This is a genomic window from Streptomyces sp. NPDC046335 (assembly GCF_055587985.1).
Genome location: NZ_JBVJFF010000009.1, coordinates 1 through 15,016 on the forward strand (window position 1 = coordinate 1; position 15,016 = coordinate 15,016).

The following is a 15,016-nucleotide window of genomic DNA, read 5'->3' on the forward strand; positions in this document are numbered from 1 at the left end:
TGAGCCGGGGTATCAACATATCTGGCGTTGACTTTTGGCACGCTGTTGAGTTCTCAAGGAACGGACGCTTCCTTTGTACTCACCCACAGAACATTTTCTGGGGCTTTCCTCCGGGCGCTTCCCTTCGGTATTTCGTGTTTCCAACCCTACCAGATCCGTTTTCCGTTCCGTTTCCGGTTCGGATTTCATTTCCGGTGGCCGTTGGAGGGCCTTTGCCTTTCGGCGTGTTCACTACTTTAGCGGATTCCCCCGGCGACTCATAATCGAGTCCGTGAGTTCCAAATTCGGCATGCGGACACGCCGAATAGGCCCTCGCTGAGAGGAAGTCGTAGGTAGTGGTTGGCCGCTTCCGGCTGTCGGCAGAAAGCCGTGACCGGTTCAAGCGGCTCGGACTACATTACGGAGGCCCCCAGGCCGCGTCAAGTTCGGCGGCGGCGTGGCGCGTGGGCGCGATACGGGCTGACCGTGGGGTCGTCGGTCGTCCAGAAGCGATAGGGGTGGACGGCTCCCTCCCCCCCTACGCCAGTCCGCGGACCCTCGCTGACCTGGATGGCTTCCACCGGAGTGCCGGTGAGGATCGAGAAGGGGCTGTCCGGGTCACCGCAGAGGTCCGCGCCGTCGAGGCTCCGGTCCACGTCGAGTGCCGTGGCCAGGCGGGCCGGGCCTTTGGCCAGTTCCTTGTCGTTTCGGGCCGAGAGTCGACGTTTGCGAGCCAGTTCCGCGCCCTCGGTGATCTCGCCGCCGCGCAGGAGGACGGCGCTCGCCATGCCTTCCGGGCCGCACACCAGGTTCATGCAGTGCCACATGCCGTACGTGAAGTAGACGTATACATGGCCGGGCGGGCCGAACATCACGCCGTTGCGTGCGGTCTTGCCGCGATACGCGTGGGAGCCGGGGTCGGCCTCTCCCGCGTACGCCTCGACCTCTGTCAGGCGGAGCTCGATCCGTCCGTGCTCCGAGTCGCGTACGAGGACGCGCCCCAGCAGGTCGGGGGCGACCTCCAGGACAGGGCGGTCGAAGAAGTCTCGGGTCAAGGGCGTACGGTCAGGCTCCGCGATCATGCCATCCGAGCGTAACGCACTCGGTGTGCGCACGCGGATGGCCTTCGGGCCGCTCGGTTGCCAGGGTGAGTGCGCGGAACCGCGCGCGGGTTCCCGGCGTATGTACCGATCAAGGATTCAAGTCGATACGAACCACAGGCGGCGGCCTGGGGGAGGAGAGTCATGGGGTTCAAGAAGCTGCTCGCGAGTATGGGAGCCGGCGGCGCCTCGGTCGAGACCGTGCTGACCGAGGCCAATGTGGTCCCGGGCGGTGTGGTCCAGGGTGAGGTGCGGATCCAGGGTGGTTCCGTCGACCAGCAGATCGAGGGGCTGTCCGTGGGGCTCCAGGCGCGGGTCGAGGTCGAGGGCCAGGACCAGGAGACGAAGCAGGACATCGAGTTCACCAAGGTGCGGCTCGGTGGCGCCTTCACGCTTCAGGCCGGCCAGGTGCACGCCGTGCCGTTCGGTCTGGAGATCCCCTGGGAGACGCCCGTCACGAGCATCGACGGCCAGGAACTGCGCGGCATGAACATCGGTGTCACCACCGAGCTGGAGATCGCGCGGGCCGTGGACTCCACGGATCTGGACCCGATCAGCGTGCACCCGCTGCCGGCGCAGCAGGCCATTCTCGACGCCTTCATCCAGCTCGGCTTCCGCTTCAAGAGCGCCGACATGGAGCGCGGCCACATCCGCGGTACGCGGCAGAAGCTGCCGTTCTACCAGGAGATCGAGTTCTTCCCGCCTCAGCAGTACCGCGGGCTGAACCAGGTGGAGCTGAGCTTCGTCGCCGACGACCGCGAGATGGACGTCGTCCTGGAGATGGACAAGAAGCCGGGTCTGTTCAGCGAGAGCAGCGACTCCTTCCGTTCCTTCAAGGTGGGTCTGAACGACTTCCAGGGCACCGACTGGAGCGCCTACCTGAACGAGTGGCTGTCGCAGGTCGGCTCCAAGCGCAACTGGTTCTAGGCTCGGGGGCACAGCAATCGACCAGGAGGTGCTCACGTGACCGAGCCGAAGAGGCCGCCGCTCCCCCATGACTTCCACCCGCCCGTGCCGTCGTTCACGGTCACGAGTGAGGACGTCCGGCCGGGGGCGGTCCTGAAGGACGCTCAGGTCCACGCGGCGGGGAACACCTCGCCGCACCTGCGGTGGGAGGGTTTTCCGCCGGAGACCAAGAGCTTCGCCGTGACGTGCTTCGACCCGGACGCCCCTACGGGCAGCGGGTTCTGGCACTGGACCGTCTTCGACATCCCGGCCTCGGTCACCGAGCTGCCGGCCGGTGCGGGCAGCGGCAAGTTCGAGGGGCTGCCCGAGGGTGCGGTGCAGGCACGCAACGACTACGGGTCGAAGGAGTTCGGGGGTGCGGCGCCGCCGCCCGGCGACCCGGCGCACCGCTATGTGTTCACCGTGTACGCGGTGGACGAGGAGAAGCTGGGCCCGGACGCGGACACGCCGCCCGCGGCGGTCGGCTTCAACCTGCGGTTCCACACCCTCGCGCGTGCGCAGCTCGTCGCCGAGTACGGGGCGCCCGCCGAGGGCTGAGCCGCCCGAAGTGAACTGAGCGTTCATCTCTTGTTCGCCCGTCTCCGGTCATGGAAGTGATCGGGGACGGGCATTTTTTATTGCGTTGTCCATCTCGGCGTGCCCGGCCAGAGTTGATCCAAGCCCGCCAGGGGGTGGGCCGGTGCATACGGGAGGTGGGCAGGTTGATGCGGGACACGCTGGTGCTGAACGCGAGCTTCGAGCCGCTCTCGACGGTGACGCTCAACCGTGCCGTCGTTCTGGTGCTCCAGGACAAGGCCGTGGTCGAACAGGCCCACCCCGGACTGCGCGTGCGTGCGGCGGCGGTCGACATACCGGTGCCACGGGTGATCAGGCTCTGCAGATACGTGCGGGTGCCGTTCCGGAGAAAGGCTCCGTGGTCGAGGCGGGGGGTCCTCGTCAGGGACCAGCACCGGTGCGCGTACTGCGGCAGGCGCGCGACGACGGTCGACCACGTGGTGCCGCGGTCGCAGGGCGGCGCGGACTCGTGGCTGAACACGGTGGCCTCGTGCGCGATGGACAATCACCGCAAGGCCAACAGGACGCCCGAGGAGGCCGGGATGCCCTTGCTGCGGATGCCGTTCGAGCCCACTCCCGCGGACGCGATGCTCCTGGCGCTCGGGCGGGACGAGCTGGCCTCGCTGCCCCACTGGCTGGCGCAGCCCGTCCCCGCGGCTTAGGCCCCTGCGGGGCGGTCAGTCGATCGGCGGCTGTTCGCGGCGCTCCGTGCCGGACCGGGAGTTCGAATCGCCGCCGCCCATCGCGTTGAAGTTGCCGAACGCGCCGCCGAGGCCCTTGAGTGCGTCGCCGATCTCGCTGGGGACGATCCAGAGCTTGTTCGCGTCGCCCTCGGCGATCTTCGGGAGCATCTGGAGGTACTGGTAGGCGAGGAGCTTCTGGTCCGCGTCACCGGCGTGGATGGACTCGAAGACCGTACGGATCGCCTGGGCCTCGCCCTCGGCGCGCAGGGCCGCGGCCTTGGCCTCACCTTCGGCGCGCAGGATCGCGGACTGCTTCTCGCCCTCGGCGCGCAGGATCTCCGACTGCCGGACACCTTCGGCCTGGAGGATCGCGGCGCGCTTGTCGCGGTCGGCGCGCATCTGCTTCTCCATCGAGTCCTGGATGGAGGTCGGCGGCTCGATCGCCTTCAGCTCGACGCGGTTGACGCGGATGCCCCACTTGCCGGTGGCCTCGTCGAGGACGCCGCGCAGGGCCGCGTTGATCTCCTCGCGGGAGGTGAGGGTCCGCTCCAGGTCCATGCCACCGATGATGTTGCGCAGGGTGGTGACGGTGAGCTGCTCGATCGCCTGGATGTAGCTGGCGACCTCGTAGGTCGCGGCCCGGGCGTCGGTCACCTGGTAGTAGATGACCGTGTCGATGTTGACCACCAGGTTGTCCTGGGTGATCACCGGCTGGGGCGGGAAGGGGACGACCTGTTCACGGAGGTCGATGCGGTTGCGGATCGAGTCGATGAACGGGACGACGATGTTGAGGCCGGCGTTCAGGGTGCGTGTGTAGCGGCCGAAGCGCTCGACGATGGCCGCGCTCGCCTGCGGGATGACCTGGATGGTCTTGATCAGGGCGATGAAGACCAGCACCACCAGAATGATCAGGACGATGATGATGGGTTGCATCGTGGCTCCCCGTACCCTTCATGCCTCGGCGTTCCGGAAAAAAGATCTTGTGGGACGAGTCTGTCAGACCTCCGCACGGCCCGTGCGGGATTCACATGACGATGGCCGTCGCCCCGTCGATCTCGACGACGTCCACCTCTTGGCCCGTCTCGTAGGCGAGGTCCGAGTCGAGCGAGCGGGCCGACCAGATCTCGCCGGCGAGCTTGATGCGGCCGCCGGTGGCGTCGACCCGTTCCAGCACGAGGGCCGATCTGCCCTTCAACGCCTCGACCCCGGTGGCCAGTTCGGGCCGCTGGGCCCGGTGCCGGGCCGCGACGGGGCGTACGACGGCGATGAGGGCGACCGAGACCGCGGCGAAGACCAGGACCTGGACGACCGTGTCGCCGCCGAGGCCCGCGGTCACGGCGGCCGCGACGGCGCCCACGGCGAGCATGCCGAGCTCCGGCATCGCGGTCAGTACGAGCGGGATTCCGAGCGCGGCGGCTCCGATCAGCCACCACACCCATGCGTCGATGTCCACGTGGTCATCGTAGGACCGCGGGTCCCTTCGCCGACAGGGCGCCGCCGGCCGGAGGCGCCGGGCGGCGCGCGCCTCAGCCGAGGGGCAGGCCGGTGGCGGTCCAGCGGTCGTTGCGCTGCTCGACGACGAGGGGGAGGCCGAAGCAGCGGGAGAGGTTGCGGGAGGTGAGCTCCAGCTCCAGCGGTCCTGCGGCGAGCACCTTGCCCTGGCGGATCATCAGGACGTGGGTGAAGCCGGGGGCGATCTCCTCGACGTGGTGCGTGACCATGATCATCGAGGGGGCGATCGGGTCGCGCGCGAGGCGGCCGAGGCGGCGTACGAGGTCTTCGCGGCCGCCGAGGTCGAGGCCGGCGGCGGGCTCGTCGAGGAGCAGCAGCTCGGGGTCGGTCATCAGGGCGCGGGCGATCAGGGTGCGCTTGCGCTCGCCCTCGGAGAGGGTGCCGAACTTGCGGTCGAGGTAGTCGCTCATGCCGAGGCGGTCGAGGAAGGCGCGGGCGCGCAGCTCGTCCATTTCCTCGTAGTCCTCGTGCCAGCCGGCGGTCATGCCGTAGGCCGCGGTGAGCACCGTCTGGAGGACGGTCTGGCGCTTGGGGAGCTTCTCGGCCATCGCGATGCCCGCGACGCCGATGCGCGGGCGCAGTTCGAAGACGTCGGTGCCCGGCTTGCCGAGGGTCTCGCCGAGGACGGTGGCGCTGCCGGTGCTCGGGAAGACGTAGCTCGACGCGACGTTGAGGAGGGTGGTCTTGCCCGCGCCGTTCGGCCCGAGGATGACCCAGCGCTCCCCCTCCTTGACCGACCAGGAGACCTGGTCCACCAGAGCCCGGCCCTCGCGGACCACAGATACGTCCTCAAGCTCCAGTACATCGCTCATGAGCGCGCTGTCTCCCATTGCAGTCTCGGTCTTCGCTCGCGCCGGTTAACGCGGCCCCCGGATAAAACCTACGCCACCGGCCGGGCGTTCCTGTCGTGAGGCCGGTCCTTAGGCTGTGCGCATGCTCTCGGAACCACGCTCAGGACGCCTGGCCGCTTGGGGAAACGCCCTTTTGGCCGGACTTGTTTCTCCGGATGACGCGGTGCTCGCCATGGTCGGCGAGGACGCGGTGCACCGGGTCGAAGGCCTGCCCGGTGAGCCGGGCCGGGTCGGCCTGTCGCTCGCCATGGGCCGTCTGCGCTCGCTCGGTGTGACGGGCCTGCGGGTGGCGCTGCCGGCCCCCGGCCATCCACTGGGCCTCAGTGGGCCGCCCGAGTTCAACGCGCGGGCGCTGGCCGCGGAGGAGGCCGTGGTCGGGTTCGGCGCTCCGTACGGTCTTGTGCCCGAGGTGTACGAGGCGGGGCCCGAGGGCGATGTGCACGTGGACGTCGTCTGGCACTGCCTGCCGGTGCGGGAGGCGCCGCCCGCCGACGTGCCGTCGCTCGGCGAGGCGGAGCGTGAGCTCGCGGAGGCGTTGCGGGAGGCCACGGAGGTGCTCTCGCGGCTGGATGTGGCGGGGTCGGGGCCGGTGGCCGAGGCGGCGCTCGACGCGTACCGGGCGCGGGCGGAGCGGGGCCGCGAGGTGCTGGCGCCGGGGTATCCGCCGCGTGCGGTACGGGTGCTCGAACTGGCGCAGCGGGTGGGACTGCTGGTGTCGCTCGCGCACGAGAACGGGCACGGCGGTGCCGTGAGCGCCTCGGAGATGGCCGCGCGGGGGCAGGCGCTGCGGCCGGTGGAACGGACGGCCCGGCGGGCCCAGGTGGCCGCGTACAACGCGTACGTCGAGGACCGGGAGCGGAAGCGGGACGGGGGCTGAGGTCCGGGGCGGGGCGGGCATGCCGCGGGCCCCGCGGTCCTGTGTGGTCCGCGGGGCCCGCATCGGGTGTCGCGTCAGTGGTTCACGGAGGCGTTGCCGAACGCCGGGTTGAGCACACCGATGACGTTGACGCTGTTGCCGGTGACGTTGACCGGCACGTGGACCGGGGCCTGGACCAGGTTGCCCGAGCCGACGCCCGGGGAGTTCGCGGCCACGCCGTCGGCGTCGGCGCCCGAGGTGGCGGAGGCGGCTCCGGCGGAGGCACCCGCGGCGAGTCCGGCGGCGACGACGGCCAGGGCGGCCTTCTTGGCGATGCTGTTCATGGGTGGTGCTCCTCCTGCTGGCATGGGGCGACCCCGGCTGCGGGGCCGAAGGGGTGACCGCGCGGGTGCGGTCAGACGTTGGCGCAGGCGTTTCCGAACGCGGGGTTCAGGCCGCCGATGACCGTGACGGTGTTGCCGCAGAGGTTCACCGGGACGTGGACCGGGACCTGGAGTACGTTGCCGCTGCCCACACCCGGGCTGTTCTTGGCCACGCCGTCGGCCTGGGCGTCGCCGTGCGCGGAGGCCATGCCGGCTCCGGCCGCGATGAGGCCGCCCGCCATCATCGTGACGACGGCGGCCTTCTTCAGGTTCTTCACTTCGGGGTCCTCCTGGACGAAGGCTGCGGCCGGCCGCCGCAGCACGCCCTGGAGAACGCCCGGACGGCGCTCGGGTTGCGCCATATGGGGGACATCCACACGACGGTATGAATCTCATCCCGGAGTGCAACTGTTCGGGATCGCCGGGCGTCGGCGGCGCTGGCCTGCGGGTTCAGCCGGCGACGCCGTGCCGCACGGCCCACAGGGCGGCCTGGGTCCGGTCGGCGAGGTCCAGTTTCATCAGGATGTTCGACACGTGCGTCTTGACGGTCTTCTCGGAGAGGACCAGGGCGCGCGCGATCTCGCGGTTGGAGCGGCCGTCGGCGATGAGGCCGAGGACCTCCCGCTCGCGTTCGGTCAGTGAGCCGCCTCTGCCCTGGCCGCCGTGCGCCTCCTCCTGGGAGAGCAGCGCGCCCGCCACCTCCGGCTGGAGCAGGACGTGTCCCGCGTGCACCGAGCGGATGGCGCCGGCGAGTGCGTCCGGGTCCACGTCCTTGTAGACGTACCCCGCGGCGCCCGCGCGCAGGGCAGGGACCACCGTGCGCTGCTCGGTGAAGCTGGTGACGATGAGCACGCGCGCGGGGTTGGCGAGCTCGCGGAGCTTGCGCAGCGCCTCGACGCCGTCCATGCCGGGCATCTTCACGTCCATCAGGACGACGTCCGGCTGGAGCTCCTCGGCGAGCGCGACTCCCTCGGCGCCGTCCGAGGCCTCCCCCACGACCTGGATGTCGTCCTGGACCTCCAGGAACGTCCGCAGGCCCCGGCGGACCACCTGGTGGTCGTCGACCAGGAGCACCCGGATCCCTGTCCTCGTATCGCGCACCGCGTCAGCCACCGGGGACCTCCATCTCGATCGTCGTGCCCTTGCCGGGCGCCGATTCCACGGTCAGCCGTCCGCCGACCCCGCTCGCGCGGTCGCGCATGGACACGAGGCCCAGGTGCCGTCCCGCGCGCCGTATGACCTGTGGGTCGAAGCCCGTGCCGTCGTCGGTGACGCGCAGGACGGCTCCGGAGCCCCGCTTGTCCAGGGTCACCGTGACGCTCTCCGCCTGCGAGTGGCGCAGGGCGTTGTGCAGGGCCTCCTGGGCGACCCGCAGCATGGCTTCCTCCTGCGCGGCCGGCAGGGCCCGTACGCCATTGCTGTCGAAGGTGACCCGCGCGGAGTGCGCGCGGTGCAGCACCTGGCTGTGCGTGCGCAAGGTGGCCACCAGGCCGTCCTCGTCGAGGGCGGCGGGGCGCAGCTCGACGACGGCGGCCCGCAGTTCGTCCGCGGCCTCGGCGGCGAGCGCCGCGACCTGCTGGAGCTCGCCCTTGGCGCGGGACGGGTCGCGGTCCACCAGGGCGGCCGCGGCCTGGGCCGTCAGGCGCAGCGAGAAGAGCTTCTGGCTGACGGCGTCGTGCAGCTCGTGGGCCAGGCGCGTGCGCTCCTCGGCGATGGTCAGCTCGCGGCTTCGCTCGTACAGGCGGGCGTTGGTCAGGGCGATCGCGGCGTGCTGCGCGAGGATGGTCAGCAGTTCCTCGTCGTCCGCGGTGAAGCCGCAGGTGCCCTCGATCCTGGGGCAGCGCTTGTTGGCGAGGAAGAGCGCGCCGAGCGTCTCGTCGTCGTAGCGGATCGGGAGGCCGAGGAAGTCGGACATGTCCGGGTGGGCGTCGGGCCAGCCCTCGAAGCGCGGGTCCTCGCGCACGTCGGCGAGGCGCTCGGGCTCGGCCTTCTGGAGCATGGCGGCGAGGATGCCGTGCTGCCGGGGCAGTGGGCCGATGGCCTTCCACTGCTCCTCGCTGACGCCGTCCACGACGAACTGGGCGAAGCCGCCGTGGTCGTCGGGGACTCCCAGCGCGGCGTACTCGGCGTCGAGCAGCTCGCGGGCGGAGGCGACGATCGTCTTGAGGACGTCGCGCACCTCCAGATGCCTGCTCATGGCGAGCAGCGCGGAACTCACCGCGTCCAGCCCCGATCGGGGTCCTTGACTCATGGTCACACCGTACCGGCGGGGTGTGACAGTCCGTATCGGCCCTGTGGACGCCGCCGACTAGGGCTCTCGGCCTAGGTCGCAGGTCCGGGACCAGGACGAAGGGCCCTGCCCGGTTGCGTCCCGCGCACGAGGTGCGGGTGCGGTCGGCGTTCCTACGGTGAGGGCATCTGCTGGGCGCCGGGGATGTGGGCGCGGACTGTGAGGGGACGGATGTCATGCCGGTAGCGATCATCACGGGGGCCTCGAAGGGGCTGGGGCACGCGCTGGGCGCGGCGCTCGCGGAGAGCGGCTGGGACCTCGTGCTCGACGCGAGAACCGCCTCCGTGCTCGGGGAGTCGGCCAGGGAGCTGCGCGAGTACGGCACGCGCGTGGAGGCGCTGCCGGGGGACGTCACCGACGCGGGGCACCGCGCGGAGCTGGTGGCGGCGGCGCGGCGGCTCGGCGGTCTCGATCTCCTGGTGAACAACGCCAGCGCCCTGGGCGCTGAGCCCCTCGTACGGCTCGACGGGCTCGCGCTCGACGGGCTGCGGGCGGCGTTCGAGACGAACGTGGTGGCGGCGCTCGGCCTGGTCCACGAGGCGCTGCCGCTGCTGCGGGAGTCGGCGGGCGCGGTGCTGAACGTCAGCTCGGACGCGGCCGTCGAGGCGTACGAGACGTGGGGCGGGTACGGGGCCTCCAAGGCCGCCCTGGACCAGCTCTCCGCGGTCCTCGCGGTGGAGGAGCCCGGTATCAGGGTGTGGGCCGTGGACCCCGGTGACATGCGCACGGACCTGTACCGGGCGGCGGTGCCCCTCGACGACGTCTCGGGCCGGCCGTCGCCGGGGAGCGTGGTGCCCGCGTTCCTGCGGCTGGTCACGGAGCGTCCCGCCAGTGGTCGCCATGCGGCGCACGCACTGCTCGTGGACGCCCGATGAGCGTGCTCGGGGCGTGGCCGCGCGTGCCGGAGGACCTGCACGCGCGGGTGCCCGCCGAGCAGCGGGGGCCCGGCCTCGGCAGGGACGACGTGCGGCTGCTCCTGTCGCGCGGTACGGAGGTCTCGCACCACGCGTTCAGGGAGCTGCCCGTACTGCTGCGGGCCGGGGATCTCCTCGTCGTCAACACCTCGCGGACGCTGGCCGCTGCCGTGGACGGGCGGCTCGGGCACGCACGCGTGGTGGTGCATTTCTCGACGCGGGGCGCGGACGGCCGGTGGGCGGTGGAGCTGCGGGACCCGGACGGGAGGGGCACCACACGCGCCCGCGTGGGTGGTCCGGCGGGTGTGACCGTGCGGCTCCCCGGCGACGTGCCCCTTGTCTGTGAGGAGCCGCTCGCGGCGGAGAGCCGGCGGCTGTGGTGGGCGCGGGTGGGGGCCGATGTGCCCGCGCTGCTGCGGCGGCACGGGCGGCCGATCCGTTACCCCTACACGGACAGGGACCAGCCGCTCGCCGCCCATCAGACCGTGTTCGCGCTGCCTTCGGCGGACGGGACGGGGAGCGCGGAGATGCCGAGCGCCGGGCGGCCGTTCACGGCGGCGATGGTGGCGGAGCTGGTGAGCAGGGGCGTGCAGTTCGCGCCCGTCACGCTGCACACCGGGGTGGCCTCGCAGGAGGCGCACGAGCCGCCGTACCCGGAGCCCTTCGAGGTGCCGGGGACGTCGGCGAGGCTGATCAACGCCGCGCGGGCGGGCGGCGGCCGGGTGATCGCGGTCGGCACGACGGCCGTGCGGGCCGTGGAGTCCGCCACGGGGGCCGACGGTGTCGTGCGGGCGGCGGGCGGGCGGACCGAGCTCGTGGTGACCCCGGAGCGTGGTGTGCGGGTGGTGGACGGCCTGCTGACCGGGCTGCACGAGCCGGAGGCCTCGCATCTGCTGATGCTGGAGGCGGTCGCGGGGCGGGCGGCGATCGAGCGCGGATATACGGAGGCGGTACGCCGTCTCTACCTCTGGCACGAGTTCGGCGACGTCCACCTCATACTGCGGGAGGAGAACGCTCACTGAGAGCATCGCAAGAGCAACTCACAGCGAGACCACCGTGGGGCCGGTGTGAGCCCGCGCATAGGGTGCACGTCACGTACGAACGTCCCTAGTTGTGAGTGAAGCGCACCAAATATCCGTTTATGTACGGCAACAAGCCCCTAATGCGTGGGGTTGCGGGCCCGTACGGAGGCGTCGACGGCCCCCCTGATCCACTACCTGGGGTCGTACGTCACACCTTTGCCACCCGATTTTGCGGCCGCTAACAATTGCTCACGTCGCTCGGCGCCGCGGTCATCACACCGCGGCGTTTGTGCCGGAGAAGCAATGTCCCCCCGCCGGACCAGAGCGACCTCCGCTATTCGAAGAGGTCCAACTCGCATGTCCCAGCATCACCTCCCCGGCCCCGGTCGTGGCGCCGTGACCAAGAACCAGAAGTTCTCGATCGCCGGTGTCGCCGCGCTCGGCGCCGCCGCCCTCGCGTTCTCCCTCGTGCCCGGCAACTCCGACGCCGCTGACACCCAGGCGGCCGGCGCCGCGCCCGCCTCCTTCGCCGTCTCCACCGACGCGCAGCAGGCGGTCCACGCCAACGTGGCCAAGCAGCTGTCGCACGCCGACAAGCAGGCCAAGGACGCCGCCGCGAAGGCCGCCGCCGACAAGAAGGCGGCCGACGAGGCCGCCGCGAAGAAGAAGGCCGAGGACGAGCGCAACGCCGCTGCCGCCGCCAGCCGCGCCGCCGCCCGCAAGCCCACCTACACCAACAACCTGGACGGCTGGATCCGCCAGTCCCTGGACATCATGAAGAGCAAGGGCATCCCCGGCTCCTACGAGGGTCTGCACCGCAACATCATCCGTGAGTCCGCGGGCAACCCGCAGGCCGTGAACGGCTGGGACATCAACGCCATCAACGGCACCCCGTCGATCGGCCTGCTCCAGGTCATCAAGCCGACGTTCGACGCTTACCACGTCGAGGGCACCTCCACGAACATCTACGACCCGGTCGCCAACATCACGGCCGCGGCCAACTACGCCGCCGACCGCTACGGCTCGATGGACAACGTGAACGGCGCCTACTGACCTTGATCGCCTGATCACTGGACCTCTTCAGCCGAAGATGAGGTTCGCAGACGCCGAAGGGCGGCACCCCGCACGGGGTGCCGCCCTTCTCGTACGTCATGGCGCACTTACTTGCGCATGACCTCCGGCTCGTGGCGGCGCAGCAGGCGCGCGACCGCGAAGCCGCAGATGACGCCGAGCGCCAGCAGGATGGTGAGGTTCATGCCCCACTGTCCGGCCGAGTGCTCCCACAGGGGGTCCAGGTCGGTGGGGTTCTTCTGGTCCCACGGCGGCATCAGGTGCGCCAGGTCCAGCGTGGCGCCCGCGCCCGCGATGGCCCAGCGGGACGGCATCAGCCAGGCGAACTGCTCCAGGCCCGGCGAGCCGTAGACCTGGAAGAGGACGCCGGTGAAGACGACCTGGACGATCGCGAACATCACCAGGAGCGGCATGGTCTTCTCGGAGGTCTTCACCAGCGAGGAGATGACCAGGCCGAACATCATCGACGTGAAGCCGAGCGCGATGATCGTCAAGCAGATCTCCGCGGCGGGGGGCATGATCAGGCCCTCCTCCGGCAGCTCGCGCGGGGCGAAGCCGATGCCGCAGATGATGACGCCCTGGATGGCCGTGATCACGCCGAGGACGATGACCTTGGACATCAGGTACGCGGAGCGGGAGAGACCGGTCGCCCGTTCCCGTTCGTAGATGACCCGTTCCTTGATCAGCTCACGTACGGAGTTGGCGGCACCCGAGAAGCACATGCCGACCGCGAGGATCAGCATGATCGTGCCCGCGTCGCCGTTGAACTTGGCCGGCGGCTTCGGCGGTCCGAGCCCGAAGTCGGCCGGGATGACGACGCTGACGATGCCGAGGACCGCGGGCAGGATCACCATCAGGCCCATGAAGCCCTTGTCGGAGGCGATCACCGACACATAGCGGCGGATCAGGGTCCACAGCTGCGAACCCCAGCCCTGCGGCTTCGGCGGCTTCACCGCCTGCGGCGACGGCATCGGTACGGACTGCGCGGCGACGGCGTCGATGTCCGCGGCGTACATCTGGTAGTGCTGCGAGCCCTTCCAGCGGCCCGCCCAGTCGTAGTCGCGGTACTCCTCGAAGGCGGAGAAGACGTCGGCCCAGGTCTTGTAGCCGAAGAAGTTGAGCGCTTCCTCCGGCGGGCCGAAGTACGCCACCGAGCCGCCCGGCGCCATGACGAGCAGCTTGTCGCAGATCGCCAGCTCGGCGACCGAGTGCGTGACGACGAGGACCGTACGGCCGTCGTCGGCGAGGCCGCGCAGGAGCTGCATGACGTCGCGGTCCATGCCCGGGTCGAGGCCGGAGGTCGGCTCGTCCAGGAAGATCAGCGAGGGCTTGGTGAGCAGCTCCAGGGCGACCGAGACGCGCTTGCGCTGGCCACCGGAGAGGGAGGTGACCCTCTTCTCCTTGTGGATGTCCAGCTTGAGCTCGCGCAGCACCTCGTCTATACGGGAATCGCGCTCGGCATCCGTCGTGTCCGCGGGGAAGCGCAGCTTGGCCGCGTACTTGAGGGCCTTCTTGACGGTCAGTTCCTTGTGCAGGATGTCGTCCTGCGGGACCAGACCGATGCGCTGGCGCAGCTCGGCGAACTGCTTGTAGAGGTTCCGGTTGTCGTAGAGGACGTCGCCCTGGTTGGCGGGCCGGTAGCCGGTGAGCGCCTTGAGCAGGGTGGACTTGCCGGAACCCGAGGGTCCGATGACCGCGATGAGCGACTTCTCCGGGACGCCGAAGGAGACGTCCTTGAGGATCTGCTTGCCGCCGTCGACCGTGACCGTGAGGTGGCGGGCCGAGAAGGAGACGTCACCGGTGTCGACGAACTCCTCTAGCTGCCCGCCGACGAGACGGAAGGTCGAGTGGCCGACGCCGACGATGTCGTTGGGGCCGATGAGGACCGTCGAGGACTTCGCGATCGGCTGGCCGTTGACGTACGTGCCGTTGTGCGACCCGAGGTCGTGGATCTCGAAGCGGCCGTCCGGCGTCGCCGTGAACTCGGCGTGGTGACGCGAGACCTGGAGGTCGGAGACGACCAGTTCGTTCTCCAGGGCACGGCCGATGCGCATCTTGTGGCCGAGCGCGAGCTGGTGGAACGTCGTCGGGCTGCGGTCGCCGTAGACCGGCGGGGCCCCCGCGGCGCCGCCGGAACCCGGGGTCTTCTGCGCGTACTGCTCGGCCGGACCGCCCTGCTGCTGCGGCACGTGCGGCTGCTGGTGCTGCTGCGGTGGCTGGTGCTGCTGAGGCGGCTGCTGGTGCTGAGGCGGCTGCTGCCAGCCGTGCTGCTGCGGTTGCTGCGGGGCCTGCTGCTGGTGCGGGGCCTGCTGCTGTGCGGCCCAGCCCGGAGCCTCCTGCTGCGCGTGCTGCTGCGGCGCCGCGTGCTGCTGGGGGTGCTGCTGCTGTGCGTTCTGTTGCTGGGCGTGCTGCTGCGGCGCGGACACCGCGGCGGCTGCGCCGCCACCGGCCAGATTCAGCCGCGGCCCGTCGTTCGCGTTCCCGAGGTTCACGGCCGAGCCCGGGCCGATTTCCATCTGGTGGATCCGCTGGCCCTGCACATAGGTGCCGTTGGTACTGCCGTGGTCCTCAATGACCCAACTGCGCCCGCTCCAGCTGATCGTGGCGTGGCGCCAGGACACCCTGGCGTCGTCGAGCGAGATGTCTCCCTGCGGATCACGTCCGAGCGAGTACGACCTGGACGGATCGAGCGTCCAGGTCCTTCCATTCAATTCCAGTACGAGTTCCGGCACTCCATGCCCCACTGAGTTGTCCCCCGAGCTAGCCCCCATGTGGGGAGTCTAGGGATGTCGAACATCGGGAGGAACTATTTCAGGCGGAGGGCTCTGACCGAA

At 70.2% G+C, this 15,016-nt stretch carries 16 protein-coding genes; 7 read left to right on the forward strand and 9 right to left on the reverse strand.

Translation table 11 applies throughout. The annotated features are described in order from the left end of the window. Positions 1 to 419 precede the first annotated feature (419 nt). Positions 420 to 1,061, reverse strand: coding sequence for a DNA-3-methyladenine glycosylase (locus ACZ6JY_RS22370; protein WP_469198046.1), 642 nt, complete (start codon positions 1,059 to 1,061; stop codon positions 420 to 422). Between the two features lie 162 nt (positions 1,062 to 1,223). Between ACZ6JY_RS22370 and ACZ6JY_RS22375 the strand changes: the two genes are divergently transcribed. The 3 genes from ACZ6JY_RS22375 to ACZ6JY_RS22385 all read left to right on the forward strand — a co-directional run bounded on the left by ACZ6JY_RS22375 (position 1,224) and on the right by ACZ6JY_RS22385 (position 3,262). After that, positions 1,224 to 2,006: a sporulation protein gene (locus ACZ6JY_RS22375; RefSeq protein WP_469198049.1), complete on the forward strand. Its 783-nt coding sequence runs from the start codon at positions 1,224 to 1,226 to the stop codon at positions 2,004 to 2,006. A 36-nt stretch (positions 2,007 to 2,042) separates the two neighbouring features. Then, complete coding sequence (locus ACZ6JY_RS22380; protein ID WP_469198050.1) at positions 2,043 to 2,582, forward strand: YbhB/YbcL family Raf kinase inhibitor-like protein; 540 nt, start codon at positions 2,043 to 2,045, stop codon at positions 2,580 to 2,582. Between the two features lie 167 nt (positions 2,583 to 2,749). Beyond that, on the forward strand, positions 2,750 to 3,262 hold the full coding sequence (locus tag ACZ6JY_RS22385; protein WP_469198052.1) for an HNH endonuclease: 513 nt from the start codon (positions 2,750 to 2,752) through the stop codon (positions 3,260 to 3,262). 15 nt (positions 3,263 to 3,277) lie between these two features. On the opposite strand, the gene ACZ6JY_RS22390 is transcribed toward ACZ6JY_RS22385, so the two are convergent. From ACZ6JY_RS22390 to ACZ6JY_RS22400, 3 genes are all read right to left on the reverse strand, one after another. Beyond that, positions 3,278 to 4,216: an SPFH domain-containing protein gene (locus ACZ6JY_RS22390; protein ID WP_469198053.1), complete on the reverse strand. Its 939-nt coding sequence runs from the start codon at positions 4,214 to 4,216 to the stop codon at positions 3,278 to 3,280. A 91-nt stretch (positions 4,217 to 4,307) separates the two neighbouring features. Continuing rightward, positions 4,308 to 4,736 (reverse strand): NfeD family protein, encoded by a 429-nt coding sequence (locus ACZ6JY_RS22395; protein ID WP_469198055.1) that lies wholly within the window; start codon positions 4,734 to 4,736, stop codon positions 4,308 to 4,310. A gap of 73 nt (positions 4,737 to 4,809) precedes the next feature. Beyond that, positions 4,810 to 5,607: an ABC transporter ATP-binding protein gene (locus ACZ6JY_RS22400; protein ID WP_469198057.1), complete on the reverse strand. Its 798-nt coding sequence runs from the start codon at positions 5,605 to 5,607 to the stop codon at positions 4,810 to 4,812. 121 nt (positions 5,608 to 5,728) lie between these two features. Between ACZ6JY_RS22400 and ACZ6JY_RS22405 the strand changes: the two genes are divergently transcribed. Then, positions 5,729 to 6,523, forward strand: coding sequence for a hypothetical protein (locus ACZ6JY_RS22405; protein WP_469198059.1), 795 nt, complete (start codon positions 5,729 to 5,731; stop codon positions 6,521 to 6,523). Positions 6,524 to 6,597: 74 nt separating this feature from the next. Here the strand turns inward: ACZ6JY_RS22405 and ACZ6JY_RS22410 are convergent, their stop codons facing one another. From ACZ6JY_RS22410 to ACZ6JY_RS22425, 4 genes are all read right to left on the reverse strand, one after another. Beyond that, positions 6,598 to 6,846, reverse strand: a complete 249-nt coding sequence (locus ACZ6JY_RS22410) for a chaplin (protein WP_469198061.1) — start codon at positions 6,844 to 6,846, stop codon at positions 6,598 to 6,600. Between the two features lie 71 nt (positions 6,847 to 6,917). After that, positions 6,918 to 7,163: a chaplin gene (locus ACZ6JY_RS22415; protein WP_469198759.1), complete on the reverse strand. Its 246-nt coding sequence runs from the start codon at positions 7,161 to 7,163 to the stop codon at positions 6,918 to 6,920. Positions 7,164 to 7,335: 172 nt separating this feature from the next. Then, positions 7,336 to 7,998 carry a response regulator gene (locus tag ACZ6JY_RS22420; RefSeq protein WP_469198062.1) on the reverse strand — a complete coding sequence of 221 codons (663 nt, stop codon included), beginning with the start codon at positions 7,996 to 7,998 and terminating at the stop codon, positions 7,336 to 7,338. Next, complete coding sequence (locus ACZ6JY_RS22425) at positions 7,991 to 9,136, reverse strand: GAF domain-containing sensor histidine kinase (protein WP_469198065.1); 1,146 nt, start codon at positions 9,134 to 9,136, stop codon at positions 7,991 to 7,993. The genes ACZ6JY_RS22420 and ACZ6JY_RS22425 overlap by 8 nt, the downstream gene beginning before the upstream one ends. A 215-nt stretch (positions 9,137 to 9,351) precedes the next feature. Between ACZ6JY_RS22425 and ACZ6JY_RS22430 the strand changes: the two genes are divergently transcribed. The 3 genes from ACZ6JY_RS22430 (at position 9,352) to ACZ6JY_RS22440 (ending at position 12,164) form a co-directional block, all read left to right on the forward strand. Then, complete coding sequence (locus ACZ6JY_RS22430) at positions 9,352 to 10,050, forward strand: SDR family NAD(P)-dependent oxidoreductase (RefSeq protein WP_469198067.1); 699 nt, start codon at positions 9,352 to 9,354, stop codon at positions 10,048 to 10,050. After that, positions 10,047 to 11,111, forward strand: coding sequence for an S-adenosylmethionine:tRNA ribosyltransferase-isomerase (locus tag ACZ6JY_RS22435; protein WP_469198069.1), 1,065 nt, complete (start codon positions 10,047 to 10,049; stop codon positions 11,109 to 11,111). The genes ACZ6JY_RS22430 and ACZ6JY_RS22435 overlap by 4 nt, the downstream gene beginning before the upstream one ends. Positions 11,112 to 11,468: 357 nt before the next feature. After that, positions 11,469 to 12,164 (forward strand): transglycosylase SLT domain-containing protein, encoded by a 696-nt coding sequence (locus ACZ6JY_RS22440; protein ID WP_469198071.1) that lies wholly within the window; start codon positions 11,469 to 11,471, stop codon positions 12,162 to 12,164. A gap of 107 nt (positions 12,165 to 12,271) precedes the next feature. Here ACZ6JY_RS22440 and ACZ6JY_RS22445 read toward each other — a convergent pair whose 3' ends face one another. Next, a complete protein-coding gene (locus ACZ6JY_RS22445) occupies positions 12,272 to 14,953 on the reverse strand; it encodes an ABC transporter ATP-binding protein/permease (protein ID WP_469198073.1) in 2,682 nt (893 codons plus the stop codon). Positions 14,954 to 15,016: the final 63 nt, after the last annotated feature.